The 26,294-nt window shown below is 67.1% G+C and carries 20 protein-coding genes, 1 tRNA gene and 1 pseudogene; 13 read left to right on the top strand and 9 right to left on the bottom strand.

The window, feature by feature from the left end:
- Nucleotides 1-115: 115 nt before the first annotated feature.
- The 3 genes from ftsY to FSB78_RS09195 form a co-directional block, all read right to left on the bottom strand.
- Complete coding sequence (ftsY, locus tag FSB78_RS09205) at nt 116-1,051, bottom strand: signal recognition particle-docking protein FtsY (protein ID WP_147082071.1); 936 nt, start codon at nt 1,049-1,051, stop codon at nt 116-118.
- The gene (gene mtaB / locus FSB78_RS09200) at nt 1,048-2,310 is read right to left on the bottom strand and encodes a tRNA (N(6)-L-threonylcarbamoyladenosine(37)-C(2))-methylthiotransferase MtaB (protein ID WP_147082069.1); all 1,263 of its coding nucleotides are present in this window, start codon (nt 2,308-2,310) and stop codon (nt 1,048-1,050) included. Before mtaB ends, ftsY begins: the two co-directional genes overlap by 4 nt.
- Nucleotides 2,311-2,395: 85 nt before the next feature.
- Nucleotides 2,396-4,018 carry a putative bifunctional diguanylate cyclase/phosphodiesterase gene (locus FSB78_RS09195; protein WP_147082067.1) on the bottom strand — a complete coding sequence of 541 codons (1,623 nt, stop codon included), beginning with the start codon at nt 4,016-4,018 and terminating at the stop codon, nt 2,396-2,398.
- A 343-nt stretch (nt 4,019-4,361) separates the two neighbouring features.
- Here FSB78_RS09195 and ffh point away from each other — a divergent pair, with 343 nt between their 5' ends.
- The 3 genes from ffh to rimM all read left to right on the top strand — a co-directional run bounded on the left by ffh (nt 4,362) and on the right by rimM (nt 7,143).
- Nucleotides 4,362-5,876, top strand: coding sequence for a signal recognition particle protein (gene ffh / locus FSB78_RS09190; RefSeq protein WP_147082065.1), 1,515 nt, complete (start codon nt 4,362-4,364; stop codon nt 5,874-5,876).
- A 120-nt stretch (nt 5,877-5,996) separates the two neighbouring features.
- Nucleotides 5,997-6,443: a 30S ribosomal protein S16 gene (rpsP, locus tag FSB78_RS09185; RefSeq protein WP_147082063.1), complete on the top strand. Its 447-nt coding sequence runs from the start codon at nt 5,997-5,999 to the stop codon at nt 6,441-6,443.
- A gap of 178 nt (nt 6,444-6,621) precedes the next feature.
- Nucleotides 6,622-7,143: a ribosome maturation factor RimM gene (gene rimM / locus FSB78_RS09180; RefSeq protein ID WP_147082061.1), complete on the top strand. Its 522-nt coding sequence runs from the start codon at nt 6,622-6,624 to the stop codon at nt 7,141-7,143.
- A 99-nt stretch (nt 7,144-7,242) separates the two neighbouring features.
- Here the strand turns inward: rimM and FSB78_RS09175 are convergent, their stop codons facing one another.
- Nucleotides 7,243-8,148 (bottom strand): NAD(P)/FAD-dependent oxidoreductase, encoded by a 906-nt coding sequence (locus tag FSB78_RS09175; RefSeq protein WP_147082059.1) that lies wholly within the window; start codon nt 8,146-8,148, stop codon nt 7,243-7,245.
- Nucleotides 8,149-8,234: 86 nt separating this feature from the next.
- Here FSB78_RS09175 and FSB78_RS09170 point away from each other — a divergent pair, with 86 nt between their 5' ends.
- From FSB78_RS09170 to rplS, 4 genes are read left to right on the top strand one after another with little or no spacing between them, the layout of a single operon-like run.
- Entirely contained in the window at nt 8,235-8,507 is a 273-nt protein-coding gene (locus FSB78_RS09170; RefSeq protein WP_147082057.1) for an AbrB/MazE/SpoVT family DNA-binding domain-containing protein, read from the top strand.
- Nucleotides 8,500-8,883, top strand: a complete 384-nt coding sequence (locus FSB78_RS09165) for a type II toxin-antitoxin system VapC family toxin (RefSeq protein ID WP_147082055.1) — start codon at nt 8,500-8,502, stop codon at nt 8,881-8,883. The genes FSB78_RS09170 and FSB78_RS09165 overlap by 8 nt, the downstream gene beginning before the upstream one ends.
- The gene (gene trmD / locus FSB78_RS09160; protein WP_147082053.1) at nt 8,880-9,611 is read left to right on the top strand and encodes a tRNA (guanosine(37)-N1)-methyltransferase TrmD; all 732 of its coding nucleotides are present in this window, start codon (nt 8,880-8,882) and stop codon (nt 9,609-9,611) included. Before FSB78_RS09165 ends, trmD begins: the two co-directional genes overlap by 4 nt.
- Entirely contained in the window at nt 9,608-10,000 is a 393-nt protein-coding gene (rplS, locus tag FSB78_RS09155; RefSeq protein ID WP_147082051.1) for a 50S ribosomal protein L19, read from the top strand. Before trmD ends, rplS begins: the two co-directional genes overlap by 4 nt.
- Nucleotides 10,001-10,193: 193 nt before the next feature.
- Here rplS and hspQ read toward each other — a convergent pair whose 3' ends face one another.
- Nucleotides 10,194-10,571, bottom strand: a complete 378-nt coding sequence (hspQ, locus tag FSB78_RS09150; protein ID WP_147082049.1) for a heat shock protein HspQ — start codon at nt 10,569-10,571, stop codon at nt 10,194-10,196.
- Between the two features lie 135 nt (nt 10,572-10,706).
- On the opposite strand from hspQ, the gene FSB78_RS09145 reads away from it, so the two are divergent.
- Nucleotides 10,707-10,796, top strand: a tRNA-Ser gene (locus FSB78_RS09145).
- Nucleotides 10,797-11,049: 253 nt separating this feature from the next.
- On the opposite strand, the gene FSB78_RS09140 is transcribed toward FSB78_RS09145, so the two are convergent.
- Nucleotides 11,050-12,699, bottom strand: coding sequence for a carboxylesterase/lipase family protein (locus tag FSB78_RS09140; protein WP_147082047.1), 1,650 nt, complete (start codon nt 12,697-12,699; stop codon nt 11,050-11,052).
- A gap of 339 nt (nt 12,700-13,038) precedes the next feature.
- Nucleotides 13,039-15,369, bottom strand: a complete 2,331-nt coding sequence (locus FSB78_RS09135; RefSeq protein ID WP_199743150.1) for a membrane-bound PQQ-dependent dehydrogenase, glucose/quinate/shikimate family — start codon at nt 15,367-15,369, stop codon at nt 13,039-13,041.
- Between the two features lie 495 nt (nt 15,370-15,864).
- Between FSB78_RS09135 and FSB78_RS09130 the strand changes: the two are divergent.
- The 3 genes and pseudogenes from FSB78_RS09130 to FSB78_RS09115 all read left to right on the top strand — a co-directional run bounded on the left by FSB78_RS09130 (nt 15,865) and on the right by FSB78_RS09115 (nt 21,009).
- Nucleotides 15,865-18,192 (top strand): annotated as a pseudogene (locus FSB78_RS09130) (TonB-dependent receptor).
- 76 nt (nt 18,193-18,268) lie between these two features.
- A complete protein-coding gene (locus FSB78_RS09120) occupies nt 18,269-20,422 on the top strand; it encodes a glycoside hydrolase family 3 C-terminal domain-containing protein (RefSeq protein ID WP_147082039.1) in 2,154 nt (717 codons plus the stop codon).
- Nucleotides 20,423-20,466: 44 nt separating this feature from the next.
- Nucleotides 20,467-21,009, top strand: a complete 543-nt coding sequence (locus FSB78_RS09115) for an SRPBCC family protein (RefSeq protein WP_158637987.1) — start codon at nt 20,467-20,469, stop codon at nt 21,007-21,009.
- A gap of 8 nt (nt 21,010-21,017) precedes the next feature.
- Here FSB78_RS09115 and FSB78_RS09110 read toward each other — a convergent pair whose 3' ends face one another.
- Nucleotides 21,018-22,118 (bottom strand): alpha/beta hydrolase, encoded by a 1,101-nt coding sequence (locus FSB78_RS09110; protein ID WP_147082035.1) that lies wholly within the window; start codon nt 22,116-22,118, stop codon nt 21,018-21,020.
- A gap of 26 nt (nt 22,119-22,144) precedes the next feature.
- Nucleotides 22,145-23,371: an MFS transporter gene (locus FSB78_RS09105; RefSeq protein ID WP_158637986.1), complete on the bottom strand. Its 1,227-nt coding sequence runs from the start codon at nt 23,369-23,371 to the stop codon at nt 22,145-22,147.
- 199 nt (nt 23,372-23,570) lie between these two features.
- Here FSB78_RS09105 and FSB78_RS09100 point away from each other — a divergent pair, with 199 nt between their 5' ends.
- Together FSB78_RS09100 and FSB78_RS09095 are read left to right on the top strand one after the other, a co-directional pair.
- Complete coding sequence (locus tag FSB78_RS09100) at nt 23,571-24,743, top strand: FAS1-like dehydratase domain-containing protein (RefSeq protein WP_147082031.1); 1,173 nt, start codon at nt 23,571-23,573, stop codon at nt 24,741-24,743.
- A 261-nt stretch (nt 24,744-25,004) separates the two neighbouring features.
- Nucleotides 25,005-26,288: a CaiB/BaiF CoA transferase family protein gene (locus FSB78_RS09095; RefSeq protein WP_199743149.1), complete on the top strand. Its 1,284-nt coding sequence runs from the start codon at nt 25,005-25,007 to the stop codon at nt 26,286-26,288.
- Nucleotides 26,289-26,294: the final 6 nt, after the last annotated feature.

Here is a 26,294-nt window from a genome sequence, read left to right as displayed (position 1 = left end):
CATCCAAAATATGGCCAATCGCCGTTCGTCCTGAGCGTAGTCGAAGGACCTTGCCACGAGCTGACCTGTCCTTCGACTGCGCTCAGGACGAACGGGGGGCGGTACGTGCCCCGCGCTACTTCCGAACGCCCTCGACGCCCGCAATGATCCGGCTGACCTCGTTCGCGTCGAACGGGCGCAGGTCGGTCATGCCCTCGCCGATGCCGATCGCGTGAATCGGCAGGCCGTATTTCTCCGCCGCGGCGACCAGCACGCCGCCGCGCGCGGTACCGTCGAGCTTGGTCATGACGAGGCCGGTGACGCCCGCCACCTCCTTGAACACCTCGATCTGCTGCAGCGCGTTCTGGCCGGTGGTCGCGTCGAGGACGAGGACGATGTCGTGCGGGCTTGCCGGGTTGATGCGGCCGAGTACGCGGCGGATCTTCGCCAGCTCGTCCATCAGCTCGCGCTTGTTCTGCAGGCGGCCGGCGGTGTCGACGATCAGCACGTCGATGCCGGTCTCGGTCGCCTTCTTGACCGCGTCCCAGACCACGCCCGCGGCGTCGCCGCCCTCGGGCCCGGTGACGATCGGCACGCCGACGCGGTCGGCCCAGGTGCGCAGCTGGCCGATCGCCGCGGCGCGGAAGGTGTCGCCGGCGGCAAGCATGACGCCGTAATCCTGTTCCATCAGCAGGTGCGCGAGCTTGGCGATGGTGGTGGTCTTGCCCGACCCGTTGACGCCGATCACCAGGATCACCTGCGGGCGCGGGAAGGCGGTGACCTCGAGCGGGACGGCGACGCGGGCGAGGACCTTCTCGACCTCCTCCGCGACGATGACGCGGATGCCCAGCTCCTCCATGTTGCGCTCGAACGCGCCGTCGGCGAGCCGCGCGCGGATCCGGCCCGCGGTCTCGGGGCCGAGGTCGGACGCGATCAGCGCCTCCTCGATATCGTCGAGCGTATCGTCGTCGAGCCGCGCGGCGCCGAGGCCGGCGAGGTTGCCGACGAGGCGGTCCGAGGTGCGCTTGAAGCCGCCGAGGAGCTTGTCGTGCCAGGTGGAGGATGTGCTCATAGGGGCGTGCCTGTCAGATGTGTGGCGGTGGCGGCGGTGATGGCGACCGGGACGACAGTCCCAACCGCGGGCCCTTCGACTTCGCTCAGAGCGAACGGGGAGAGGCGTATGTCCGCGAAATTGGGCGCATGACCGCGATCGCCGGGGTTTTCAATGAGGACGTGCTGCGTGGTGCCGACGAGGCGCTCGTGCCACGCCGCGGTGGCGGCCGCGGCGGTCTCGCGCAGTTGGGCTGCGCGCTGTTTCCGGACCTCGGGTTCGACCTGCGGCATCCGCGCGGCGGGGGTACCGGCGCGGAGCGAATAGGGGAAGATGTGCGCGTGGACGATGGCGCAGTCGGCGATCAGCGCGCGGGTGTTTGCCGCCATTGCCTCGGTCTCGGTCGGGAAGCCCGCGATCAGGTCGGCGCCGATCGCGATGTCCGGGCGGGCGGCGTGGAGGCGGTCGACGAGCGCGACACTGTCGGCGCGGGTGTGGCGGCGCTTCATGCGCTTGAGGATCATGTCGTCGCCGGCCTGCAGCGAGAGGTGGACGTGCGGCATGATCCGCGTCTCGCCGGTCAGCAGGTCGAACAGCCGGTCGTCGATCTCGATGCCATCGAGCGAAGAGAGGCGCAGGCGGTCGAGCGCGGGGACACGGGTCAGGATGCGTTCGACGAGCTGGCCTAGCGTCGGGCTGCCGGGCAGGTCGGGCCCGTAGCTGGTCAGGTCGACGCCGGTCAGCACGATCTCGCGGTGGCCGGCCTCAACCAGCCCCGCGATCCGGTCGACGACCGCGCCGGCAGGGACCGACCGGCTGGGTCCGCGGCCGAACGGGATCGCGCAGAAGGTGCAGCGATGGTCGCAGCCGTTCTGGACCTCGACGAACGCGCGGGCATGCGCGGAAAAGCTGGCGGCGAGGTGTGGGGCGGTGTCGCGCACCTGCATGATGTCGCTGACGACGACCGGCGCGGTGCTCTGCCAGGCGGCGGGCGCCAGCTTGTCGGCATTGCCGATCACGCGGTCGACCTCGGGCATCGCGGCGAAGCCGGCGGGGTCGATCTGCGCCGCGCACCCCGTCACGACGATCTGCGCGTCCGGCCGGTCGCGCCGGGCGCGACGGATCGCGACGCGCGTCGCCTTGACCGCGGTGTTGGTGACGGCGCAGCTGTTGACCACCACCATGTCCCGCCCGGCGACGAGCGCGCGGATGGTCTCGCTTTCGGCGATGTTGAGGCGGCAACCCAGGCTGATCACCGCCGGCGCGGGGGCTGACGACATGCCGAGCGATCTAGGGGCGGTCAGGGGCGATGTCCATCGCGCTACATCCGGACGCCGTGGGAGACCGCGCCGGCGCCCGAGCGGATTACCGCGCCAACCGGATCGACGGTGTGTCGACGAGCCCCGAGACGGCGGGGTGCTGCGCCAGCAGTCGCTTCTCGGCGAGCAGCCGTCGCACATGCGCGGCGCCGAGCGGTCGGCCGTAGAGATAGCCCTGACCCTTGGTGCAGCCGATCGCGCACAGCCGCTTCTCGACCGCATCGTCCTCGATTCCCTCGGCGGTGATCGGCAGGTTGAGGCTGTCGCCCAGCCGGACGATCGTGTTGACGATCGCCGCGCTCTCGGCATTGTCGAGGATCGAGCCGACGAAGCTCTTGTCGATCTTGATCCGGTCGAAGGGCAGCGCGCGGAGATGGGCTAGGCTCGAATAGCCGGTGCCGAAATCGTCGAGCGCGAGCGCGATGCCCTGGTTCTTGAGGCTGCCGACGATCGACTGCGCGAGCGCGAGGTTCTCGAACAGCGCGCTTTCGGTGATCTCGATTTCGAGCCGGCTGGCGGGGAAGCCGGTCTCGACCAATGTCTTGATGATCTTCTGCGCCAGCCACGCATCGCGCAGCTGGATCGGCGAGATGTTGACCGACAGCGTCAGCCCGGCATCCCAGTCGCGCGCCGCGGTGAATGCCTGTCGCATCACCGACAGCGACAATTCGCCGATCATGCCGGTCTGCTCGGCGACCGGGATGAACATGTCGGGCATGATCAGCCCGCGCGTGGGGTGTTCCCAGCGCGCCAGCACCTCGAACCCGGTGATGCGGCCGGTGGCGAGATCGACCTGCTGTTCGAAGAAGGGCACGATCTGCGCCTGGGGAATTGCGATGCGCAGGCCCGTTTCGAGTTCGGCGCGGGCCTGGATCGAGCGCTCCATCGCGCGGTCGAACCAGGCGTGGCGGTTGCGACCTGCGACCTTGGCGGCGTGGAGCGCGATGTCGGACGTGCGAAGCAACGCGTCGATCGCACCGCCGTCGCTGTCCGACCGCGAAATGCCGATCGAGGCGCTGGGGTGGATCTCGACGCCACAGGGGCGGAAGGGGAGCGACAGGTCGGCGATCAGCCGCTCGGCGACGTGATCGACGGTGTCGGCATGCTGCACGTCGAAGGCGAAGGCGCAGGCGAATTCGTCGGCGCCGAGCCGGGCGACGAGTGCGCTCGACGGGATCGCATGGCGGATCGTGTCCGCGATCAGCGCGAGCAGCGCGTCGCCGATCGCGTGGCCGTGCATGTCGTTGACCGACTTGAACTGGTCCATGTCGATCGCGAGCAGTGCCACCGCCTTGCCGCGGCGCTGCGTGGTCGCGAGCAACTCCGCCGTCTCGTCGGCGAAGCAACGGCGATTGAGGAAGCCGGTGAGCGAATCGTGACGCGCGAGATGGCGCGCCTGTTCGCCGGCGTCGGTCAGCACGGTCAGCGCCAGCGTCATCGCGCGGTAGCGGAACCAGCCGAGCATGATCAGCGCGACGTTCAGCAGCATCGCGATCAGCAGGGTGCGGTCGACCGAGGCGTCGTTGCCGATCGCCTGCAGCACCTGCCACAGCACCGCGCCGCCGGTCCCGACGAACAGCAAGGTCGCCGCGCCGGTGACGGCACCGGTCAGGAATTCGCTGTCGAGCTTGGCAGGCCGGAAGATCGCCGGCGGTACTATCATCGGCATGTCGACCCTGTGAAAACTGGAACGGCACTGCGTATCGCATGGTGGAAGTGTAGGAGCCGTTAAGGCGTGCCGACACTTCGCCGTGCTTTGAAGGCATCCTGACGCACGGCAGGCGCTCAAAACCCAATCGTCCGCGTTTTCGCCGCTATCAGTCGTTAATGCCCTCGGGCCGGCGATCGAAGGGGCTGACGCAGGCGCGGCTTGCGATCCGGGCCGTCTTCGCCTAAAGCCGATGCCAGTTCCGTTGCGGAATGCAGATGACGAGCATCCAAGGGTGCACGCTGGCCGGCGAGGTTTCGCCCGCCGGCGCTTTTGCGTTTGGCGACACGAAAGGGTTTTGGCTATGTTCGACAGCTTGAGCGATCGTCTTGGCGGCGTCTTCGACCGTCTGCGCGGCCGTGGCGCTCTGACCGAGGCGGATGTGCGCGCGGCGATGCGCGAAGTGCGCGTCGCGCTGCTCGAGGCCGACGTCGCATTGCCCGTGGCGCGGGCGTTCGTCGACAAGATCACCGAGACCGCGGTCGGGCAGAACGTGCTGCGGTCGATCACGCCGGGCCAGCAGGTCGTCAAGATCGTCAACGACGCACTGGTCGAGATGCTCGGCGGCGGCGAGGGCGCGGCGACCGCCGAGCTCGAGCTGGGCGTCACACCCCCCGCCGTGATCATGATGGTCGGCCTGCAGGGCTCGGGCAAGACGACGACGACCGCCAAGATCGCCAAGCGACTGTCGGGCGGCCAGATGGGGCGCGACCGCAAGAAGGTGCTGATGGCGTCGCTCGACGTCAATCGCCCAAACGCGCAGGAGCAGCTGGCGACGCTCGGTACGCAGATCGAGGTCGCGACGCTGCCGATCATCGCCGGGCAGCAGCCGGTCGATATCGCCCGGCGCGCGCTGCAGGCGGCGAAGCTGCAGGGCTTCGACGTGCTGATGCTCGACACCGCGGGGCGCCTGCACGTCGACGCCGCGCTGATGGCCGAGATGCAGGCGGTCGCCGAGGTCGCGGACCCGGCGGAAATCCTGCTGGTGGTCGATTCGCTGACCGGCCAGGACGCGGTCAACGTCGCGCAGAACTTCAGTGACCAGGTGCCGCTAACCGGCGTCGTGCTGACGCGGATGGACGGCGACGCTCGCGGCGGCGCGGCGCTGTCGATGCGCGCGGTCACCGGCAAGCCGATCAAGTTCGCGGGCACCGGCGAGAAGCTCGACGCGCTGGAGGCGTTCCATGCGGAGCGCGTCGCGGGCCGCATCCTGGGCATGGGCGACGTCGTCAGCCTGGTCGAGCGTGCGGCGGAATCGATCCAGGTCGAAGACGCCGAGCGCATGGCCGCCAAGATGGCCAAGGGTCAGTTCGACATGAACGACCTGCGCGCGCAGCTCGCGCAGATGCAGCGCATGGGTGGCCTGGGCGCGCTGGCCGGCATGATCCCCGGCATGAAGAAGGCGCAGAATGCCGTGGCCGGTGCAGGCGGCGACAAGGTTCTCGTCCATATGGACGCGATGATCGGGTCGATGACGATCAAGGAGCGGAACAAGCCCGAGCTGATCAACGCCAAGCGCAAGATCCGCATCGCCAAGGGGTCGGGCACGACGGTGCAGGAGGTCAACAAGCTGTTGAAGATGCACCAGGAAATGGCCGGCGCCATGAAGAAGATCAAGAAGATGGGCGGCATGAAGGGCATGATGGCGATGCTCGGCAAGGGCGGCCTTGGCGGCGGTCTCGGCGGCATCGGCAACGCGCTCGGCGGCCCCAAGATGGGCGAGATGATGAACCAGGCGGGCGGCGGCTTGCCGGGCTTGGGCGGCGGCAAGATGCCGCAGATGCCCGCCGGGTTCGACGATTTTCTGAAGAAGAAATAACCCCCCATCCCCCCACCGTCACGCCAGCGCAGGCTGGGGTCTTCGGTGAGAGGGCGGGACCTACCAACCACAAGACCCCAGCCTTCGCTGGGGTGACGAAATTCAAGAAGGAAGACTAAAATGGCAATCAGCATTCGCCTCACGCGCGGTGGCTCCAAGAAGCGTCCCTATTACAAGATCGTCGTCGCCGATGCCCGCAGCCCGCGCGACGGCAAGTTCATCGAGAAGATCGGCAACTACAACCCGCTCCTCGCCAAGGACAACGAGCAGCGCGTCCAGCTCGACGGCGACCGCGCGAAGCATTGGCTGAGCGTCGGCGCGCAGCCGACCGACCGCGTCGCCCGCTTCCTCGATGCTGCCGGCATCCTCGAGCGGACCGCGCGCAACAACCCGAACAAGGGCAAGCCGGGCGAGAAGGCCACCGAGCGCGCCGAAGAGCGTGCGACCAAGGAAGCCGCTGCTGCCGAGGCGGCTGCTGCCGCCAACGCCGCGCCGGCGTCGGGCAGCAACGAAGAGACCGAGCAGGTCGTCGCTGCCGAGGTCGAGGACGCAACGTCCTCGTCGTAAGCACCCGATCGGGTCGTCATGCGTTCTTCGGGTTCAACTCAGGAGCGCATGATGACCCCACCAGATCCGAGAACCGCACCCGATGACGCAGACGCCGCCAAGACCGACGGGCACGAAACCGCGCCCAACGAAGGCGTCTCCGCCGATGAGCCCGCAGAAGGCGCCGACGTCGCCCCAGATGCCGGTTCCGCCAAAGGGTGACGCGACGGGCGAGCCGTCGGTGACGCTGGCCGCGGTCATCGGTGCGCACGGTATCGGTGGCGAGGTGCGGCTGAAGATCTTCGGCGAGAGCCTGTCCGGATACAGCAGCTTCAACGGCGGTACGCTGACGTTGAAGTCTGCGCGGGCGGGCAGCAACGGCACGATCGCGCGCTTCGCCGAAGTGCTCGATCGTAACGCCGCCGAGGCGTTGCGCGGAACCGAACTGACGGTGCCGCGCGCGTCGCTGCCGCCGCTCGAAGAGGGCGAATATTATCACGCGGACCTGATGGGTCTGGCGGTCGTGTCGAGCGACGGCGAGCCGGTCGGCCGAGTCGTCGCGATCGACGATTTCGGTGCCGGCGACGTGATCGAGATCGAACGCCCGGCCGGCGAGGACGGCAAGCCCGGCAAGCGCTTCATGGTGCCGATGCGGGTCGAGGCGGTTCCGGAATGGGATGCCGAGCGGTTGGTCGTTGCCGTGGACTTCATCGAAGTCTGAGCAACCGTCACCCTGAACTTGTTTCAGGGTCCACGTTCCCGCAATCGTTGCCACCCGTTTTGCGGTGGATGCTGAACCAAGTTCAGCATGACGGGGGCGCTACCGCCTCAGCGGCACCTTCTCCGCCAGCATGTTGCGGATCGTCGTCGCCGCGACTCCGGCCTCGCCCATTGCGTGGGAAATCTGGTCGAGCCCCTTCACGACATCCCCGGCCGCGAACAGCCCCGGCACCGATGTGCGCTGGTGGTCGTCGACCTCCAGGCAGCCGTCATCCGACGCGCGCGCACCGGCCGCGACCGCGAGGTGCGAGCGGATCACGGATCCCAGCGCCGGATACACGCTGTCGAACCGAAGCAGGCCTTCCGCCGTTTCGACCACGAACTGGTCACCCTCGATCGCGTACCCGCCGCACGGGCCGTCGACGCGGACGACCCCGGCCTCGTCCAGTGCGGCTTCGCACGCGGGGTCGAGATCGTGCACGTCGGGCGCGATCAGCGTCAGGTCGCGCGTGTAGCCGAGCAGGAACAGCGCCTCGCGCATGCCGTGATCGCCCGTGCCGATCACGCCGACGCGCTTGTCGGTGACCTCGTAGGCGTCGCAGATCGGGCAATAGCGCAGCAGGCCCTTTGCCAGCGCCGCGTCGTGGACGTCGTCCGCCAAGCCCGAAGGCCGGTTGTTGACGACGCCGGTCGCCAGCAGCACGCTGCGCGCGAGCAGGCGACGTCCGTCGGCGATGACCGCGAACCCCTCGTCCAGCGGCTCGATCGCGTCGACCGTGACACCCTCGCGGACCGCGCCGTACTTTTCCGCCTGCGCGAGCATGTCCGCGAGCAGGTCAGTGCCCTTGATGCCATCGGGATAGCCCGCATGGTTGCGCGTCAGCGGGATCAGCGCCGCACGACTGCTCCCACAATCAAGCAGCCGGATCGAAAGGTGAAATCGCGCGAGATAGATCGCGGCGGTCAGCCCCGCGGGGCCGGCGCCGATGATGATGCAATCGTCCATCGCCGCAAAGCGCGCGCGCGGGGCGGACGTTCCTTGTCGGGTTCTTCCGATCGATGTATATACAGACAGTAGATACGGAGGGTGCGATGACGAAGGAATATCGTGCGAAGGTCTTCAAGTCGGGTAATTCGGTTGCCTTGCGGCTGCCGAAGGCTCTCGGTCTCAGCGATGGCGACGAGATGCTGCTGCGTGAGGACGCGGGGAAATTCGCGTTCGAACCCGCGCCTGTCGCGCGCAAGACGATTGATCTGACAGGTATTTACGGGTCGATCCCTGACATGAAGCTGCTCACCGACGAGGATCGGGTCATGGAGCCGCGCGATCTCGACTGGGACGGGGCGTTGCTGGACCGTGAGTGAGCCGCGGTATCTGCTCGACTCCAACGTTCTTATCTATCTGTTGCAGGGCACATCCGAGCGATTACGGCACAGGATCGAGACGTGCGAGCCCGGTGAACTGGTGACATCGGCTATTGCCTATGCCGAACTAATGCGCGGTGTACCCGGCGGCGATCGGTCGAAGGCGGACGCGGCGGGACGGTTGTTCGGCGTGGTCGCAATTGAACCGTTCGGTCCCGACGCAGCGATCGCGTATCGCCGCGTTCCGTTCCGGCGCGGACGGTTCGATCGGCTGATCGCGGGGCACGCGCTCGCGCTCGGCCTTACGCTAGTAACGAACAACGAACGCGACTTCGCCGATGTTGACGGCCTTCGCATCGAGAACTGGACGCTATGATCTTCGCCGCCACTATCCTGACGCTCTATCCGGAGATGTTCCCTGGCCCGCTCGGCACGTCGCTCGCAGGCCGTGCGCTAGGTGAGGGACGGTGGTCCTGCGAGCCCGTGCAGATCCGCGACTATACGACCGACAAGCATCGCTCGGTCGACGACACGCCGGCGGGGGGCGGGGCTGGGATGGTCCTGCGTGCCGACGTTCTCGCCGCGGCGCTCGACGCGCAGGCGCCGGGTCGCCCGGTGCTGGCGATGACGCCGCGCGGGAAACCGCTGACGCAAGCCCGCGTCCGTGACCTCGCGGCGGGCCCCGGCGTGACGATCCTGTGCGGGCGGTTCGAGGGGTTCGACGAGCGCCTGTTCGAGGGCCGCGACATCGAGCAGGTGTCGATCGGCGACTATATCCTCTCGGGCGGCGAGATGGGCGCGCTGGTGCTGCTCGATGCTTGCATTCGGCTGCTCCCCGGCGTAATGGGCGCGGCTTCCAGCGGGGATGACGAGAGCTTCGAAAGCGGCCTTCTCGAATACCCGCAATATACCCGACCTCCGGAATGGGAAGGGCGCATGATCCCGCAAGTGCTGCGATCGGGGGATCATGCGAGGATCGCCGCCTGGCGCAAGGCTCAGGCGGAGACCGATACACGGCTAAGGCGGCCGGACCTTTGGGAGCGCCATGAGGGCGCTCGGGTCGGACCGCCCTCTGGCGCGCAGCGTACGAGGAAGACGACATGAACCTGTTGCAGACGATCGAAGCCGAGAACATTGCGAAGTTCCTGGCCACCAAGACGATCCCCGATTTCCGTCCCGGCGACACGCTGAAGGTCGGCGTGAAGGTCGTCGAAGGCGAGCGCACGCGTATTCAGAACTATGAGGGCGTGTGCATCGCGCGCTCGAACAAGGGCATGGGCTCGAACTTCACCGTTCGGAAGATCAGCTTCGGCGAGGGCGTCGAGCGCGTCTTCCCGCTCTATTCGCCGAACGTCGATTCGATCGAAGTCGTCCGCAAGGGCGCCGTGCGTCGCGCGAAGCTCTATTATCTGCGTGGCCGCACCGGCAAGGCAGCACGTATCGCCGAGCGTCGCGACACGCGTCCGGCCAAGGGCACCGCCGCCGCCGAGTAATCGGTTCGCAGCGACACGCGAAAAGGGCGCGGGGACCATGGTCTCCGCGCCCTTTTTCGTTTTGGGCGGCAAGACCCGCCAGCGTCTCTTACCCGATCGTCACCCTGAACGCGTTCAGGATCCACCTGGCTACGAACGCTATCGTCCGTGGTGCGGCGGATGCTGAACCAAGTTCAGCATGACGGAGGGTGGCTCAGTGCCGGTGCTGCTGCCGAAGGCGATAGCGGCCGTCCTCCAGCCCCGTGAACAGCCCCGCGATCGCCGGATGGTCGATCGGCTCGTCACTGTCGTCGGGCACCAGGTTCTGCTGGCTGACATAGGCGACGTAGCTCGACTCGCGGTTCTCGGCGAGCAGGTGGTAGAAGGGCTGGTCCTTCTTCGGGCGGATGTGCTCGGGGATCGCCTCGTACCATTCGTCGCTGTTGGCGAAGACGGGATCGACGTCGAAGATCACCCCGCGGAAATCGAACACGCGGTGGCGGACGATGTCGCCGATCGAGAAATCGGCATGCGCGATCGGCGGTGCGGTGATGTCGGCAACGGGAGCTTCAGGGATGTCGTGACGGGGCATGGATGCAATCTAATGGTTCTTTTGTGCCACACAAGCAGAACGCGTCGAGAGGTGCTTGTGCCCGCCGGATCAGTGCGCTAGAGGCGCCCCTCGACCGATCGACAGCGCTGTTTCGACAGCGTCCGATGACCTCGCGGAGAGGTGGCAGAGTGGTCGAATGTACCGCACTCGAAATGCGGCGTGCCCGTAAGGGTACCGTGGGTTCGAATCCCACCCTCTCCGCCAATCGGTCTACAAAGCCATAAGAAAAAGCGAACGAACCCGGGAACGGGCACGTTCCTGGCGGGGTGTGCCGATGGCCGTCTGCTTCCCGCTGAGCTTGTACGGAAGTGGTGGAGCAGGTTCGGGCCGGTCTCGCCAGTCACATCCCCGCCAGCGGTTCGCCGCTGGCGCTGGCACATGGACTAACGCGTCCATCTCCCGGCGTACGGTGTGGAAGAAATGAGGGGGCGGCCTCTAGCCGGCCCCCTCCGCTTCGTCATCGTGGCCGGGGCAGTCCGCCCACAGCCTCGGCCAGGTCGAGCCGATCCTTGCGGGGATCGGGGCCGGCGCCGGGGGTTCCGTTGGCGCGGAAGTCGAAGATCACGTCGATACTGACCCCGTGGCGCGGCCAGCCGGGCACCGTGCCGCCGTTCGGGTCGCCGGTCCGCGCGAAATTCGCCCAATAGGTATTGGTGATGCGCGAGACACTGCTGTCCTCTGCGGTCCGCGTGGCGGGAAGCGTGTCGAACACGAACGGTATCTCGGCTGCATGCGATACGCCGTCCGGCGACTGCGCGCGGCGCGCGGTCGGCACGTAGGAGAAGCGATAGAGATAGGTCGGGACGCCCGTGGCCGCGAAGGTGTTGGCGGTGAAGCGCGCGGGCTCGGCCTGCGCGCGGTCGATCCCGACCGATTGCAGCACGCGCTGGAAGGGCAGGGTTCCGTCGGGATCGTATGCAGCACGCGCCCGCGCCGCGTTGGCGCCGAACTGCGCGAACAGCTCGTCCTTGTTCGCTGCCGACACGAAGCCGATGAAGTCGTTGCTGTTGGTGCCGATCAGCAGCGGAACGCGGGCCTGTCGTCCGGCGCGATAGGCGCTCTCCGCGGTCTCGACCGCGAGCCGGCCGTCGAGGATCGGCCCCGGATAGGTGATCGGCCCGCCGGCGCCCGCGCTCTCCTGCCCGTTGTCGACCACCTGCGCGGTGTCGAGCGCGCGTACACGGGCGAGCGCGGCCGCGTCGCGGCCTTCAATGCCGTAGCGCCTTGCGAAATTGATGCCCACCGACTCTGCCGAGACCGGGTAGAAGGAATCGGTCCCTTCGCTGCGGATCGGCCGGCCGGTCAGCACGCCGTCGCGTCCGCCGCCGGATTGGATGATCGCCTTGTGGAACAGGCCGCGCGCCAGCGGCGACGTCAACAGCGTGTGCACCGAGACGCCGCCCGCCGATTCCCCGAAGATTGTCACGTTGTCGGGATTCCCCCCGAACGCGGCGATGTTGGTCCGCACCCATTGCAGCGCGCCGATCTGGTCGAGATAGCCGTAATTGCCCTCGACCTCGCCAGCCGTCGCGAGCCCGGGAAAGGCGAAGAAGCCGAGGCGTCCGAGCCGGTAATTGATGGTGATCAGGATGACGCCCTGGCGCGCGAACTGGTTGCCCGTGAAATCCGGCTGTGCGCCGCTCCCCGCGACGAAGCCGCCACCGTGAATCCACACCATCACCGGCAGTCGCGCGGTCGCCGCGGTGTCCGCCGGGCGCCAGATGTTGAGGAACAGGCAGTCCTCCGAGACGCCCTGCGTCGGCGGCGTGCCGCGTACCGCCTGTGCGCAGTCCGAACCGAACCGGGTCCCGTCGCGTTCACCGGTCCAGGGCAGCGCAGCCTGGGTCGGACGCCAACGATTGGCGCCGATTGGCGGCGCGGCATAGGGGATGCCCTTGAAGCTCTGCACGCCCGCCTCGGTCGCGCCGCGGACCGCGCCTAGCGTGGTCTGGACGATCTGGGGATCGGGGGCCGGTGTCGGGGTTGGGGTAGGCGCCGGGGCGGTCCCGACGGGCGGGGCCAAGACGTCGTCGTCGTCCGAGCCGCACCCCGACAGCAGGACAATCGCCGCGCTAGCCCACAGACAAGCGCCGAGAGTTCTCTTCATGGTCTTCCTCTCCCTGTTAGTTCCTATTTACGATCTTCGAGTCGTATATAAAGAAGGTATGGCAAGGATCGGCTATTGGCAAATGTCTTTCGCGCGGCGGATCATAGTTGGCATGCGGGGGCGGTGCGTTGCGGCAATAGGCTTTGAGAAGCCCCCGCGTAGAAAACTACGTTCGGTGAGGCGCCGTTGCCGCTGTTCCACCGGCAAGGGAAAGGGCGCCGATGGTGACGGAGGGCGAGGACGCGGACCGGGTGTCGCCGCCGCCGCTCGTCCGTTCGGCAATGTTTGCCCCGCTTGGCGGGGACCTGATGCCGATACCGGGTCGCGCTGCAGCGAACCCTATCGCCCCGGCAGGGCGTAGGCGATGACGTAGTCCCCGCGGATTTCCGTCGAGCGGTTTCCGCCGGCGCTGATCAGCACGAACTGCCGTCCGCTGCGCGGCGCGACATAGGTCATCGGCGTGGTCTCGCCGCCGACCGGCAGCCGCCCCTTCCACAATTCCCTGCCCGAGCGCAGGTCGAGCGCGCGGAGATAGTAATCCTGCGTCCCCGCCATGAATATCAGCCCCGACGCGGTGGTGATGGGTCCACCCAGCGTCGGCATGCCGATCGGGACCTGCAGCCCCGTGGCGATGCCGAGGGGGCCGGTATCCTGCACCGTGCCCAGCGGCTTCGACCAGGCGATCTTCCGCGTGGCAAGGTCGATCGCGGTGATCGTGCCATAGGGCGGTTCCTGGCACGGAACCCCGATCGGCGACATGAACCGCGTCTGCAGCAGCCCGAACGGCGTGTCCGCCTGCGGCGAGAAGATGTCGCCCTTCACCTTGGCCTTTTCGCGCGCGGCATAGTCCGCGCGGGGGACCAGCCGGTTGATCATCGGGACGCGGATGTCGTTGACGATGACATAGCCGAGATTCTCGGCGATCGAGGCCGAACCCCAGTTCATCCCGCCCGACCAGCCGGGCCATTGGAGCGTGCCCTGCGTCGTCTGTGGCGTGAAGTCGCCGTCGTAGCGTACCTTGCGGAACGCGATGCGGCACAGCAGCTGGTCGAGCAGCGTCGCGCCCCACATCCGCGATTCCGACAGCCGCTCCGTGCCGATCGACGGCATGCCGACCGAATAGGGCTGCGTGCGCGACAGCCAGTCGCCGGGCGCCGCGCCTTGCGGTACGGGGCGTTCCGCAACCGGTGCGATCGGACGCCCGTTGCGGCGGTCGAGCAGGAAGATCTGCCCGCGCTTGGTCACCTGCAACAGCGCCGGGGTCGATCCACCCTGGCCGTTAGGCACGTCGTACAATGCGGGCTGCGCAGGGATGTCGTAGTCCCAGACGTCGTGATGGACGGTGTTGAACTTCCAGCGCTCGCGCCCCGTGCCGATATCGAGCGCGACGATCGCGGACGAATAGGCATCGGCCACCGGGCTGCGCCGCCCGGCCCAGAAGTCGGGCGAGGAATTGCCCATCGGCAGATAGAGCAGCCCCAGCGTATCGTCATAGGCGGGCGGCGCCCAGACATTGGGGGTCGAACGCGTATAGGTCTGGCCCTCGGGCGGCCGCTTGGTGATCGCCGGATTGCCGAGGTCCCAGGCCCAGACAAGCTCCCCGGTCCGCGCGCTGAACGCGCGGATCACGCCGGACGGCACGTCGACATCCTGGTTGTCGTTGATCCGCCCGCCCATGATCACCAGTCCGCGCGCCACCAGCGGTGCGGAGGTCTGGAACAGCATACCCGAGCGGATCAGTCCCATGTCGCGCGTCAGGTCGACCTGCCCTTCGATACCGAAATTCGAGCAGGCACGGCCGGTGCGCGCATCGACGGCGAGCAGGCGCGCGTCGACCGTCGTCGACAGGATCCGCTGCGCGCATTCGTCGGTCTGCGCGAGGCCCGGTTCCCCGCTGCCGCCTGTCGTCGCGTCGAAATAGGCAACGCCGCGGCAGCGGGGGAACCGGATGCCGGTCGCCTTGGGGTCGAACGCCCATATTTGCCGGCCGCTCTCGGCATCGAGCGCGAACACCCGGCTGGTCGGCGTGCAGCCATAGAGCTTTCCGCCGACCTGCAGCGGCGTGACGACATGCGCCTGGCCGCCCTTGGGAATATCGCCGGTCCGATAGGTCCACGCGACCGCCAGCTTCGCGACATTGGCGGGGGTGATCTGGTCCAGCGGCGAATAGCGCGTGCCGGCGTTGGTCCGACCCCAGGCCGGCCACTCACCAGCGGGTGCACCATCGACGGCCTTGCCCGGGCGTGGTGCCGGTGCGTCCTGCGCGGCGACGATCATCCGCGGCTGGAACGCCGCATAGCCCGTGGCGACGAGCCCCAGCACGACCAGCACCGCGGCGGCCAGGGCGACGCGTGGAAACGGACGGGGCGCGCGATAGCGGAAGGCGGGCAGCAGCAACAGCGTCGGCACCGCGAGCACGGCGGGCGCGAACAGGCGCGAGAAGAGCGGCCAGAAGGCGACCCCGGCATCCACGAGAGCCCAGACGATGGTGGCCGCGAACACGACGAGATAGAGCACCGCGCCCAGCGGACGGCGCAGCATCGTCAGTCCGCCGGCGATGATCAGTCCGAGCCCGGCCGGCGCGAAGTACAGCGACCCGCCCAGCGACGCCAGGCGGATCCCGCCGACGAGCATGAACAGGCCGATTGCGAGGAAGACGAGCCCGAGCATACCCAAGGCCAGCGTCGCCCATGGCGAACCGCGGGACGTTCCAACTTTCCCGGCCGAAACCGCTGGACGCTCATCATCGATCATCGATCATTCCCAATTCGACCATGCGAAAGCGGTTTCGGCATCGAATTCCGGTGCCGCCGCCGTAACGTATTCCGTAAATACGAACCATGCTTTGTATGCGGGAACATAATTCGGTTGTGGGGGCGGTCAAGCACGAAACTCATCGCGCAGTTAGGTCAGCTATGCTGCCAAACCCACTACAGGGTTCGCCAGATTAGTCGTAGCAAAGCCGCCCGTTCGAGCCGCGCTCTATTCTACTGTGGCCACGCGAACACGCGGCAAGTGTCCCCGGATCAAGTCCAACCAGCGGTGATCACCGGTATCGTCTGCGCGCACCAAGTTGAAACCGCATTGACAGACAGGAGAACGGAAAATATGAAGACGCCAGAGTATGCATAAATACGACCGATAGATCGGATATGCGAACAGATAGTGGATGGGAGTCCACATCATGGGGGAGGTCACGTGAAGCTCGTTTCATATTTTTGCACTGCTTCGGCATTGGCGTTGACGACGGTTCCGGCGTTTGCCCAGGAGCAGTCGACGGGCCAGACGGCAGCAGGCCAAACGGCAGCGGGCCAGACGGCAACGGGCCAAGCGGCAGCGGGGCAGGCGCCGACCACCGATCCGACCGATGCACAGGACATCATCGTCACCGCGAACCGCACCGAATCGCTGCTGTCGAAGACGCCGGTCGCGATTTCGGCGATCACGGGCGACGGCTTGCGCGCGGCGGGCATCACCAACCCGACCGCGCTGGCGGACCAGGTCCCCAACATCTCGATCGATCGCAACAGCGGCGGCGTTCAGGTCACCATCCGCGGCGTGACGAGCACCGACGTGTCGGAGCGCGGCGATCCGTCTGCGGCGTTCCTGGCCGACGGCGTCTACATCGCACGCCCGCAGGCGCAGGAAGTCAGCTTCTTCGACGTCGCCCGCGTCGAAGTGCTGCGCGGCCCGCAGGGCACTCTCTACGGCCGCAACACCACCGCAGGGCTGATCAACGTGATCTCGAACCGCCCGACATTCGATCGGTTCGGCGGCTCGGTGGACGTCGGTTACGGCAATTACGATGCGTGCCAGGCAAGTGCCGCGGTCAATCTGCCGGTCAGTCAGAACCTGGCCTTCCGCGTCGCCGGCAATTTCGACCAGCGCGACACCTTCACGCGCTTCGGTCCGCAGGTGACGGGCCGAAGCGATCCGTTCCGCAAGAACCTGTCCGGGCGCGTGTCGGGTCTGTATAAATGGAACAGCGGCAACCTGCTGCTGCGCGGCGACTATTCGGATATTGGCGGCCACGTCTTCGATCTGCTGCCGATCCGCAACTTCTATGCCGACACCCCCACCGGCATCGATCCGATCCGGCTCAAGCGATCGCGCCGCGCCTACATGACCGAGAACGCGAACATCGGCTGGGACCTGTATCGTCGCAACTACAGCTGGGGCATCGGCGGCGAACTGACGCAGGATGTCGGCCCGATCACGGTCTCCTATGTCGGCTCCTATCGCCGGTTCAAGCGAGACGAGGAGGATGCGCGCATCTCCCCCGATGCGGCGCTGGCCTATCATTATTCCTATGACGGCCATTACCGCCAGCAGTCGCACGAACTGCGCCTCGCGACCAACGGCGGCGGCCCGCTGACGCTGCAGGGCGGCGGCTATTTCTTCAAGGAAGATTCGGACATTGTTCTCAAGGGGCTGATCGGCACGGCCAATCCGGGGCGCACCGGCGACGGCACGACGCTGGCCTTCTTTCAGGATCCCACCAAGGCGAAGTCCTACGCCTTCTTCGGACAGGGTACGTACGCGTTGACGGACTCGCTCCGCTTCACGGCCGGCGCGCGCTACTCGCACGACGACAAGTCGCGTGTCGGGTACACGGTCACCTGCGCATCGTTCTTCACCTGCGCACGGCCGGCGAACGCCGTGCCGAACAACAATGCGTCGGCGACGTTCGCCAAGACGACCTGGCGGCTCGGCCTGGATTACGACCTTACCCCGACGACGCTGCTCTACGGTACCGTTTCGACGGGCTACAAGGCGGGCGGCTTCAACGACGGGTGCGAGCGCGGGACTGGCACGGGCTGCACCCTCACCGCCGACGCGCTCTATTACGATCCGGAAACGCTGACCTCCTACGAGGCGGGCATCAAGACCCGGTTCCTCGACAATGCGGTCCGGCTGGACGCGTCGGCGTTCCACTATGACTACAACAACCTGCAGCTGTCGTAGCTCGTCAGCGATTGCGGCGGCGGCCTGTCCTGCCTCGTCACCACGAACGGTGGCCGGGCAAAGGTCAGCGGGATCGAGGCCGAAACCGTGCTGACCCCGGTCCGCTATATCCGCGCGGACTTCTCGGTCGCCTATCTCGACGCGCATTATGACGAGTTCGCGTTGCCGCCTTACAATTTCGCCGGGCGGCAGCTGGATCGCTCGCCCGACTGGGTGGTCACCGCGGGAACGCAGTACACGATTCCGCTCGGCAGTGCCGGCGAACTGGTGGCGGGCGCGCGGACGCGCGTCAGCGACAGCTATTCGCTGTTCATCATCGGCTCGCGCAACTTCTACCGCCAGCCGAGCTTCATGAAGACCGACCTGACGCTGACCTACAATGCACCGGACGCGCGCTTCTACGTCCAGGGCTACGTCAAGAACCTCGAGGATGCGGTGACCGTATCGACCGTCGTGGTGGGCGCGCGTGCCAGCGTGCAGGTCGCCGACCCGCGGACCTATGGCGTACGCGCCGGCTTCAAGTTCTGATCCTCCTCCTGAACCTGCGGCCGCACGCGGACCGCAGGTTCATTTTTTGTATCAGCGACGGATCGGGGTCGACGAGATGAAGCATATCGCGATGCTGGCCTGGCTGGTTGCGGCGGCAGGGCAGGCGCACGCGCAGACCGCGGATCCGGACGCGCGGGCGGCGGCGGTCGAGCGGCAGATGACCGAGGAGGAACGCTTCTCGCTCGTCTGGGGGTATATGCCGGTAGCGTCGCGAAGGGGGCCGGCGCCGACGCCCGCGTATGTGAAGCCGGCGGCGGGTTATTATCCGCCGATCCCGCGGCTCGATTTTCCCGGCATCTACGAAACCGACGCGAGCCTGGGCGTCACCAACCCGAAGATGAGCCGGATCGGCGACGTCGCCACCGCGCTGCCCTCCGGGCTCGCGCTCGCTGCCAGCTTCGACCCCGACCTGGCGCGGCGGACGGGCGCAATGATCGGCGGCGAGGCGCGCGCGAAGGGGTTCAACGTCCTGCTGGCGGGCGGCGTCAACCTGACGCGCGACTGGTTCGGCGGGCGCAATTTCGAGTATCTCGGCGAGGATCCGCTGCTGGCCGGCGTGCTGGCGGGGGAATCGATCCGCGGCATCCAGTCGCAGCGCGTCGTCTCGACTGCCAAGCACCTCGTGCTGAATGCGCAGGAAACGCTGCGGCATTCGATCGACGCGCGGATCGCCGAGGCGGAACTGCGTGAATCCGACCTGCTCGCGTTCGAGATCGCCCTCGAGCGTGGACGGCCGGGCGCGATCATGTGCGCGTACAACAAGATCAACGCGGCACATAGCTGCGCGAACGACTGGCTGCTGAACCGCGTGCTGCGCGGCGACTGGGGGTTCAAGGGCTATGTCATGTCGGACTGGGGCGCGACGCACGGCCCCACCGACATGGCGGCGGGACTCGACCAGCAGTCGGGCGCCCAGCTCGACTCGCAGGTGTGGTTCGACAAGCCACTCCGCGCGGCGCTCGGCAAGACGGTCCCGCGCGAGGCCTTGCCGACATCGGTCCGGCGCATCCTGCGCTCGCTGTACGCGGTGGGCGCCGACGCACCGCTGGCGGAAACACCGATCGACTATGCCGCGAACGCGCGGGTCGCGCGCGAGGCCGCGGGGGCCGGGATCGTCCTGCTCAAGAACGACGGCGTGCTGCCGCTTGCGACGACCGCGAAGACGATCCTGATCGTCGGGCGCTACGCCAATCGTGGCATTTGGTCGGGTGGGGGATCGAGTCAGGTGACCCCGGTCGGCGGACCGCTGGTACGGCTGCCGTTCGGTGGCAGCCCGTTTCTCGAGGTCAGTGGCTATCAGGTGTTGATGCCGTCCTCGCCGCTCGACGCGCTCCGGGCGCAGCTGCCGGGTGCGACGATCGAATTCGATCCCGGCTATTCGCCCGAGCTGGCGGCGGCGCGCGCCGCGCATGCCGATCTCGTCCTCGTCTTCGCCAATCAATGGCAGGTCGAGAGCATCGACAATCCGTCGCTCGCGCTGCCCGACGGACAGGATCGGCTGATCGAACTGGTCGCGGCGGCCAATCCGAACGCCGTCGTGGTGCTGGAAACGGGCAACCCCGTCGCGATGCCCTGGCTCGGCAAGGTGCGCGCGGTCGTCGAGGCGTGGTATTCGGGGCAGGAGGGCGGGGCGGCGATCGCCGACGTCCTGACCGGCAGGGTCAATCCGTCGGGCCGGCTGCCGATCACCTTCCCGGCGACCGCCGCGCAGGCGCCCCGTGCGCGTCCGGAAGGTCTCGGGCTTCCCGATGACGGAACGCACCAGTTCGGGGTCGACTATGTCGAGGGCGCGGACGTGGGCTATCGCTGGTACGCGGGGCAGTCGCGCAAGCCGCTGTTCGCCTTCGGGCACGGGCTCAGCTACACGCAATTTCGTCACAGCCAGCCGGCCGTCGATGGCCGTCGTCTGAGCGCCCGGGTCACGGTCACCAACACCGGGGCGCGGGCCGGCGCCGACGTGGTCCAACTCTATCTGACACGCCGCAACGGCCAAGTGCTGCGCCGTCTCGCCGGTTTTGCGAGGGTCGAGCTCCAACCCGGTGAAACGCGGGCCGTGACGATGGCGATCGATCCGCGGTTGCTGTCCCGATGGTCGGGCACGGGGTGGGCGCTCGACGCGGGCAACTACGCGTTCGCGATCGGGCGGTCGGCGGAGGACCTCGGGGCCACGACGACCGTGCGCCTGGCGGCGCGCACGATCGCACCCTGACGGCAAAGTCCGTCGCGCCCGCCGTTCGCAGCACGGAGCATGCCATGATCCGCACCAGCCTTTTCGTGTCCTGCCTTCTGTCCGCCACCGTTGCCTGGGGTCAGCTGTCGCCATCCGCGCCGCCGACCACACCGCTGGCGATCGCGGCGCCGAACTATGTGACGCAACGGCTGGAGATCGTGGTCGACCGGCCCGCGGCCGAGACGTGGGCGCGGATCGGCCGCTTCTGCGATCTCGAGGAATGGCTGCCGCGCGATTGCACGATCACCTCCGGAACGGAGGGCGAACTCGGCGCGGTGCGGACGCTGGCCGGCGGGACGATCGAAGCGATCGTGGCCACCACACCGATGTCCTACACCTATGCGTTTCCCGTGCGTATCGGCGTGCCCTACACGATGCAGCACAACACGCTGGAAGTCCGCGCCGCCGATGCCGGCAAGTCTCGGATCGTCTATTCGTTCTTCTGGGACAATTCCGTCGTCCCGCCGGCGCAGCGCGAGGTCGAATTCGCGGCGCGACGCGCGCGGCTGATGCCCGCCTTGCAGCGGATGAAGGCGATCGTGGAGAGCGGCAGGCCGCGACCGTAGTCGCAGGCCTAATCGAGATGTTTGGCGCGCAGGAAGGCGGACATGTGATCCGCGATCTGCACGTTGTTGAGGTCCGAAAAGGGAAAATGCGTGTTGCCGCGGATGCCGATCTCGGGGAGGTGGACGACGGTGACGTCGCCCCCGCGCCGGTTGACCGCATCGCGCCACAGCCGCGCCATCGCCAGCCGTGCGCGCCATCCATCCTGTCCGGGGTTGTCCACCGGCTTGGCCGGAATGTTGTCGCCATAGACGATGAGGATCGGCACGCGGGTGAGCTTCATGAAGTTCGACAGCGGTGTGCCGATCGCGGTGATCGCGGCCGGCGTGGCGGTCTGCGGCGGCGGGACCTCGCCTTCGGGAAAGACGAAATTGCTGCCGGGTTCGTAGGCGACGATGCCGCGGATGTTCGGTGCCTTCACCGCCGCCTGCCAGCCCATGCCGCCGCTGTGCGAATGCGTGACGAGCACGCCCGGACCGATCCTGTCGAACAGGGCGGCGACCGCGGTCGCGTTCACTTCGATATCGATGGGGCCGGTATCGGGCGCCATCTGCCGAAAATACTGGTTCAGCGTCTCGGGATCGCGCGCGAACTGGACGCCTGGGAAATAGTCCGGCCATAGGCCCACGCGGAAGATGTTGAACCATTTCTGGTCGTCGGGCGTGGTCGGGACGGGCGCCGCAACGGTGGTGCGCCCGGCATTGCCGCGCCGCGGCTGGTCGATGATGTAGACACCGTGTCCGCGGCGCAGGAAGATCGTCTGATATCCCTCGCGGCCGTCGGGCGTCGTCTCCCATGTCTTCGAGAATTGACCGATGCCGTGCCACATCACGAGCGGGTGCTTTTTCGCCCGTACCGGAATCTGGTAGAAGACATAGGCGTGGTCGCCGTGCAGCGTCTGGCCGTCGGCGCCTTGCCCGTAGGGATCGAAGATTCCAGGCTGAGCCACCACCGTGCCGCCGACCGCGAAGCTGCCCTGTTCCTGGATGACGAGCGGCGCGGGTCGGCCAGCCGCCGGCGTTTCCGCGAACGCATCGGGCACCGCGGTGGCTGCCGCGGACAGCCCGGTGCCGATCAGCAGCGAACGCCTGGAAACGGTTGGATTGGACATCGTGCCTTCCTTCAATAGCGTCGCGATCAGCGCGGGGTGATCATTCCGCTCGAGGCGTCGGCAACGGCAGGGCTGCGTGAGGTGCCCCGGATCCCGAACCAGAAGCTCGCCGCGGCGACCAAGTTCAGGCTGACGGTTGCGCCGAGCGCAAGGCTCACGGAGTTCGCGCCGCCCAGCTTGTCCGAGATGATACCGGTGATCAACGGACCGATCGCCGCGCCGCCGAGATTGGCGACGAGTTCCTGCATCGCCGCGACCGAGCCGCGCATCCGCGGCGGGGTGGCGGTCATGATGGCGGCCTTTGGCGCCGAATAATGCGTGCCGAGCGTCAGGCCGAGCACGAACACCAGCACGACCGCGATCGCCGGCGAGGGCGCGAACGCGATGCCGAACGCGGCCGGCACCGACAGCGTCAACGCACAGGACGGCACAACCCAGAGCCGGTCGACCCGTCCCTTGGCAATCCAGTCCGCCAGGAAGCCGGACAGCGCGGTCGACGCGAATTTCAGGACGCCCGCGGCGATGCCGACGACCAGGCCCGCGGCGGACAGGCTGAAACCGTGTTCGCGCACCAGGATCGGCGTGATCCAGATCCAGATCGACGCGATGTTCATCGCGACGATGGCGAGGCCGATCGTGTTGAAGAAGACGGCACGGGTGCGCACGAAGAATTTCGCGACCTGCCACATCGGCACGGCCTGTCCGGCGTCGCTGCTTTCATTGCTCTTCGGGGGCTCGGGGAAGCGCAGCCACATCAGGGCCGCCAGAATGACGCCGGGAAGCCCGACCACCAGGAACACCGCGCGCCAGCCCCAATGCTGCGCGACGAAGCCGCCGATGACGAAGGCGAGCCCGGTGCCCAGCGCCAGTCCGGAATGGACGATGCCCATCGCGCTGGCGCGCTCCTTCGCCGGGAAGATGCTGGCAACGAGCGACTGGGTGCCCGCGGCCGTCGACGATTCCGCGGCGCCGACGACCGTACGCATCGCGAAGAGCGACCAGTATCCGGTCGCGAGCGCGCCGAGACCGGAGACGGCGCTCCAGATGCCAAGCATCGTCGCCAGGAACTTGACGCGGTTGGTACGGTCCATCAGCCAGCCGACGGGCAGCACGCAGACGCAGAAGCCGATCGCATGCGCGGTGCCGCCGATCGCGCCGAGCTGGCTGTCGGTGAAATGGAATTCGTGGCGCAGCGGCTCGATGATCACGCCGAACACGTAGCGGTCCAGCGAATGCAGCGTGTAGACGATCATCAAGACCGCCGCGGCCGCCCAGCGCGCGCTTCTCCATGTAGGTGCTTCCGGCATTCGCCATCCTCATTGTGTTTTCCGGATGGTTGACACAGCTGCTCCCGGGCCACAAGTTCGTTTATGGAAAACGATAGACGTATATACGCACAGCATCGCCAGATACATCTGCTGGGACCGGCATAGACGCGAAGAGACCCCGATCATGACAAACCCCGTGACCGAACCCGACGCGCCCATCGCGCGCGAGCTGGCGACCGGTAAATTTACCGACGACATGCTGGAGTCGATGCGGGCGCTGATCGGCACCAACCTGCGCACGGCGGCGAGCATCAACAACGAATATGCAACGCGGACCGCGATCCTGCGGTTCTGCGAAGGGATCGGCGACGACAATCCGCTGTGGACCGATACGGACTATGCCGAGGCGACGCCGCACGGCAGGCTGATCGCACCGCCGAGCTTCATCTTCGCCTGCCTGGCCGGCATCCAGGTCGGCTGGCCGGGGCTGGGCGGGTTCCATTGCGAGACGACGATCGATTTCCATGCTCCGATCGGCGTCGGCGACAGGATCGATTGCCGCTGCGAGTTCCAGGGGTTCGACGGCCCGATCGAGCAGAGCCAGTTTGGTGGGAGGCGGATCAAGGACTATATCCTGCAGCAATACACCAACCAGGACGGCGCGCTGGTCGCCGATTTCATCTGCTCGCGCATGCGCTTCGAGCGCGGCGAGATGCAGAAGCGGGCCGAGACGCGGACGATCACCGTGCCGCATCCCTGGACCGACGAAGAGGTCGCGGCAATCGAGGCGGAAGTTCTGAAGGAAGCGCCGCGCGGTGCGACCCCGCGTTACTGGGAAGACGTCGCGATCGGCGACGAGATCGACGTGATCACCAAGGGGCCGCTGGGTCTGACCGACTTCATCGCCTTTATCGCCGGGGGCGCGGCGCCGATCCCCCGCGTGGCGGCGCATTCGGTATCGCTGCGCCGGTATCACAAGCATCCCAAATGGGCGTTCCGCGATCCCCGGACGCACGCGCTGGAACCGGTCTATTCGGTGCACTACAACGATTATGCGGCGGGGCTGCAGGGCGCGCAGATCGCCTATGACGTCGGCATCCAGCGGACCAGCTGGCAGATCCACTCGCTCACCAACTGGATGGGCGACACAGGCAGGCTCAAGCGGATTACCGGCCAGTATCGGTCGCACGTCTATCTCTCCGACGTCGTGCGGCTCGGCGCGCGGGTCGACGGCAAGGAGATCGATGCCGCGGGCGACGCGGTGCTGCGGCTGACGACCTGGGCGCAGAACCAGCGCGGCCAGAATGTGATGCCCGGCACGGCGATCATCGCGCTCCCCCGCCGTGGTCCCGCTTAGCGGCGCGCGTCGCGTTCGCGGCGCATTCGCTTGACAAGGAAACGCGATCCGATACGGTTGCTATATACGATCAGCATATCGCATATACGAATATTTATGCGGGGGCTGGCGGGGGAGGGCAGATGGATCGAGCCGTGATCAGTCGGTGCGGGAGGGTCAACTGGCCCTACCCGGTGCCACTGCCGCCAAGCCGCGGAGCACCGGGAGTCGATCGTAATCGGACACGCGCTTGCGTCGCAATCGTCGTGGCATAACAGAGACATGGACGAGGACAGAATGGCTGAACGGTTGAACGATGGCGCGGCGCGCGGTGACGACAGCGGGCTCGAGGACGCGCTGCCGGCGGGGGATGCCCGCTACCCCCTGTCGGGCATCACGGTGATCGATCTGTCGCATGTCTATAACGGTCCCTACGCTACCTTCCTGATGGCGCTGAGCGGCGCGACCGTGATCAAGGTGGAGCCGCTGCACGGCGAGACGTTGCGCAGCCGCGGCGATATGGGCGGCGCCGATTTCTCCTACGCGATGCTCAATTCCAACAAGAAGCCGGTGACGCTCAACCTGAAGTCCGAACAGGGCCGTACGCTGCTGAAGGAGATGGTCGCGCGTGCCGACGTTCTGGTCGAGAATTTCGCACCGGGCGTGCTCGATCGTCTCGGCGTCGGCGCCGAGGTGCTGCGCGCGGTCAATCCGCGGCTGATCTATGCGTCGAGTTCGGGGTACGGCAAGGACGGCCCCTACAAGGACTATCCGGCGATGGACCTGGTGATGCAGGCGATGTGCGGCATCATCGATTCGACCGGGTTCGCAGACCAGCCTCCGGTCAAGTCGGGCGCGGCGCTGTGCGACTTTCTGGCCGGCATCCATCTCTACGGGGCGATCATGACGGCGCTGTACGAGCGCGAGCGCACCGGCGTCGCTCGCGTGCTCGAAGTATCGATGCAGGATGCCGCCTATTGCTCGCTCGCGTCCAACCTCGGCATGTTGCACGCGCGCGGCGCGGCGGCGCCGCCGCGGACCGGCAATCGCCATGGCGGGCTCGGCGTTTCGCCCTACAACGTCTATCCGACGACCGATGGCTATGTGGTGATCAACTCGCCCGGCGACAGCCATTTCCGCTCGATCCTCGATGTCATGGGGCGGTCGGATCTCGCCGACGATCCGCAGTTCCGCACGCGCACCGATCGGGTCCGCAACATGGCGGCGGTGGACGCCCTGATGGAGGCATGGACGCGCCAGCACGGCCGCCACGAGATCGCCGACCGGCTGCTCGCTGTGAAGGTGCCGTGTTCCGCGGTGCGCCATCTCGGCGAGGTTATCGTCGACCGGAACATGCACGCCCGCGGCAGCCTGCAATGGGTCGAGCATCCCGACCTCGGCCGCGTCGTGCTGCCGCACTCGCCCTTCACCTTCGAGGGCGTCGCACGGCGCGAACTCGAACCGAGCCTGCCGCTGGGGGCGGCCAACGACGAGATCCTCGGCACCTGGCTCGGCCATTCCGCCGAGGAGATCGCCGAGTGGCGGGCCGCGGAAACGATCCTGTAGCGAATG

Origin of the sequence: Sphingomonas ginsenosidivorax, assembly GCF_007995065.1 — a bacterium.
Taxonomy (GTDB): Bacteria; Pseudomonadota; Alphaproteobacteria; order Sphingomonadales; family Sphingomonadaceae; genus Sphingomonas; species Sphingomonas ginsenosidivorax.
This window is presented reverse-complemented; position numbering and strand designations above follow the sequence as displayed.

Excerpts from the sequence above, each read along its gene's own strand:
- ftsY (WP_147082071.1), bottom strand. The coding sequence starts at position 1,051 with ATGAGCACATCCTCCACCTGGCACGACAAGCTCCTCGGCGGCTTCAAG.
- mtaB (WP_147082069.1), bottom strand. The coding sequence starts at position 2,310 with ATGTCGTCAGCCCCCGCGCCGGCGGTGATCAGCCTGGGTTGCCGCCTC.
- FSB78_RS09195 (WP_147082067.1), bottom strand. The coding sequence starts at position 4,018 with ATGCCGATGATAGTACCGCCGGCGATCTTCCGGCCTGCCAAGCTCGAC.
- ffh (WP_147082065.1), top strand. The coding sequence starts at position 4,362 with ATGTTCGACAGCTTGAGCGATCGTCTTGGCGGCGTCTTCGACCGTCTG.
- rpsP (WP_147082063.1), top strand. The coding sequence starts at position 5,997 with ATGGCAATCAGCATTCGCCTCACGCGCGGTGGCTCCAAGAAGCGTCCC.
- rimM (WP_147082061.1), top strand. The coding sequence starts at position 6,622 with ATGCCGGTTCCGCCAAAGGGTGACGCGACGGGCGAGCCGTCGGTGACG.
- FSB78_RS09175 (WP_147082059.1), bottom strand. The coding sequence starts at position 8,148 with ATGGACGATTGCATCATCATCGGCGCCGGCCCCGCGGGGCTGACCGCC.
- FSB78_RS09170 (WP_147082057.1), top strand. The coding sequence starts at position 8,235 with ATGACGAAGGAATATCGTGCGAAGGTCTTCAAGTCGGGTAATTCGGTT.
- trmD (WP_147082053.1), top strand. The coding sequence starts at position 8,880 with ATGATCTTCGCCGCCACTATCCTGACGCTCTATCCGGAGATGTTCCCT.
- rplS (WP_147082051.1), top strand. The coding sequence starts at position 9,608 with ATGAACCTGTTGCAGACGATCGAAGCCGAGAACATTGCGAAGTTCCTG.
- hspQ (WP_147082049.1), bottom strand. The coding sequence starts at position 10,571 with ATGCCCCGTCACGACATCCCTGAAGCTCCCGTTGCCGACATCACCGCA.
- FSB78_RS09140 (WP_147082047.1), bottom strand. The coding sequence starts at position 12,699 with ATGAAGAGAACTCTCGGCGCTTGTCTGTGGGCTAGCGCGGCGATTGTC.
- FSB78_RS09135 (WP_199743150.1), bottom strand. The coding sequence starts at position 15,369 with ATGCTCGGGCTCGTCTTCCTCGCAATCGGCCTGTTCATGCTCGTCGGC.
- FSB78_RS09120 (WP_147082039.1), top strand. The coding sequence starts at position 18,269 with ATGAAGCATATCGCGATGCTGGCCTGGCTGGTTGCGGCGGCAGGGCAG.
- FSB78_RS09115 (WP_158637987.1), top strand. The coding sequence starts at position 20,467 with ATGATCCGCACCAGCCTTTTCGTGTCCTGCCTTCTGTCCGCCACCGTT.
- FSB78_RS09110 (WP_147082035.1), bottom strand. The coding sequence starts at position 22,118 with ATGTCCAATCCAACCGTTTCCAGGCGTTCGCTGCTGATCGGCACCGGG.
- FSB78_RS09105 (WP_158637986.1), bottom strand. The coding sequence starts at position 23,371 with ATGATCGTCTACACGCTGCATTCGCTGGACCGCTACGTGTTCGGCGTG.
- FSB78_RS09100 (WP_147082031.1), top strand. The coding sequence starts at position 23,571 with ATGACAAACCCCGTGACCGAACCCGACGCGCCCATCGCGCGCGAGCTG.
- FSB78_RS09095 (WP_199743149.1), top strand. The coding sequence starts at position 25,005 with ATGGACGAGGACAGAATGGCTGAACGGTTGAACGATGGCGCGGCGCGC.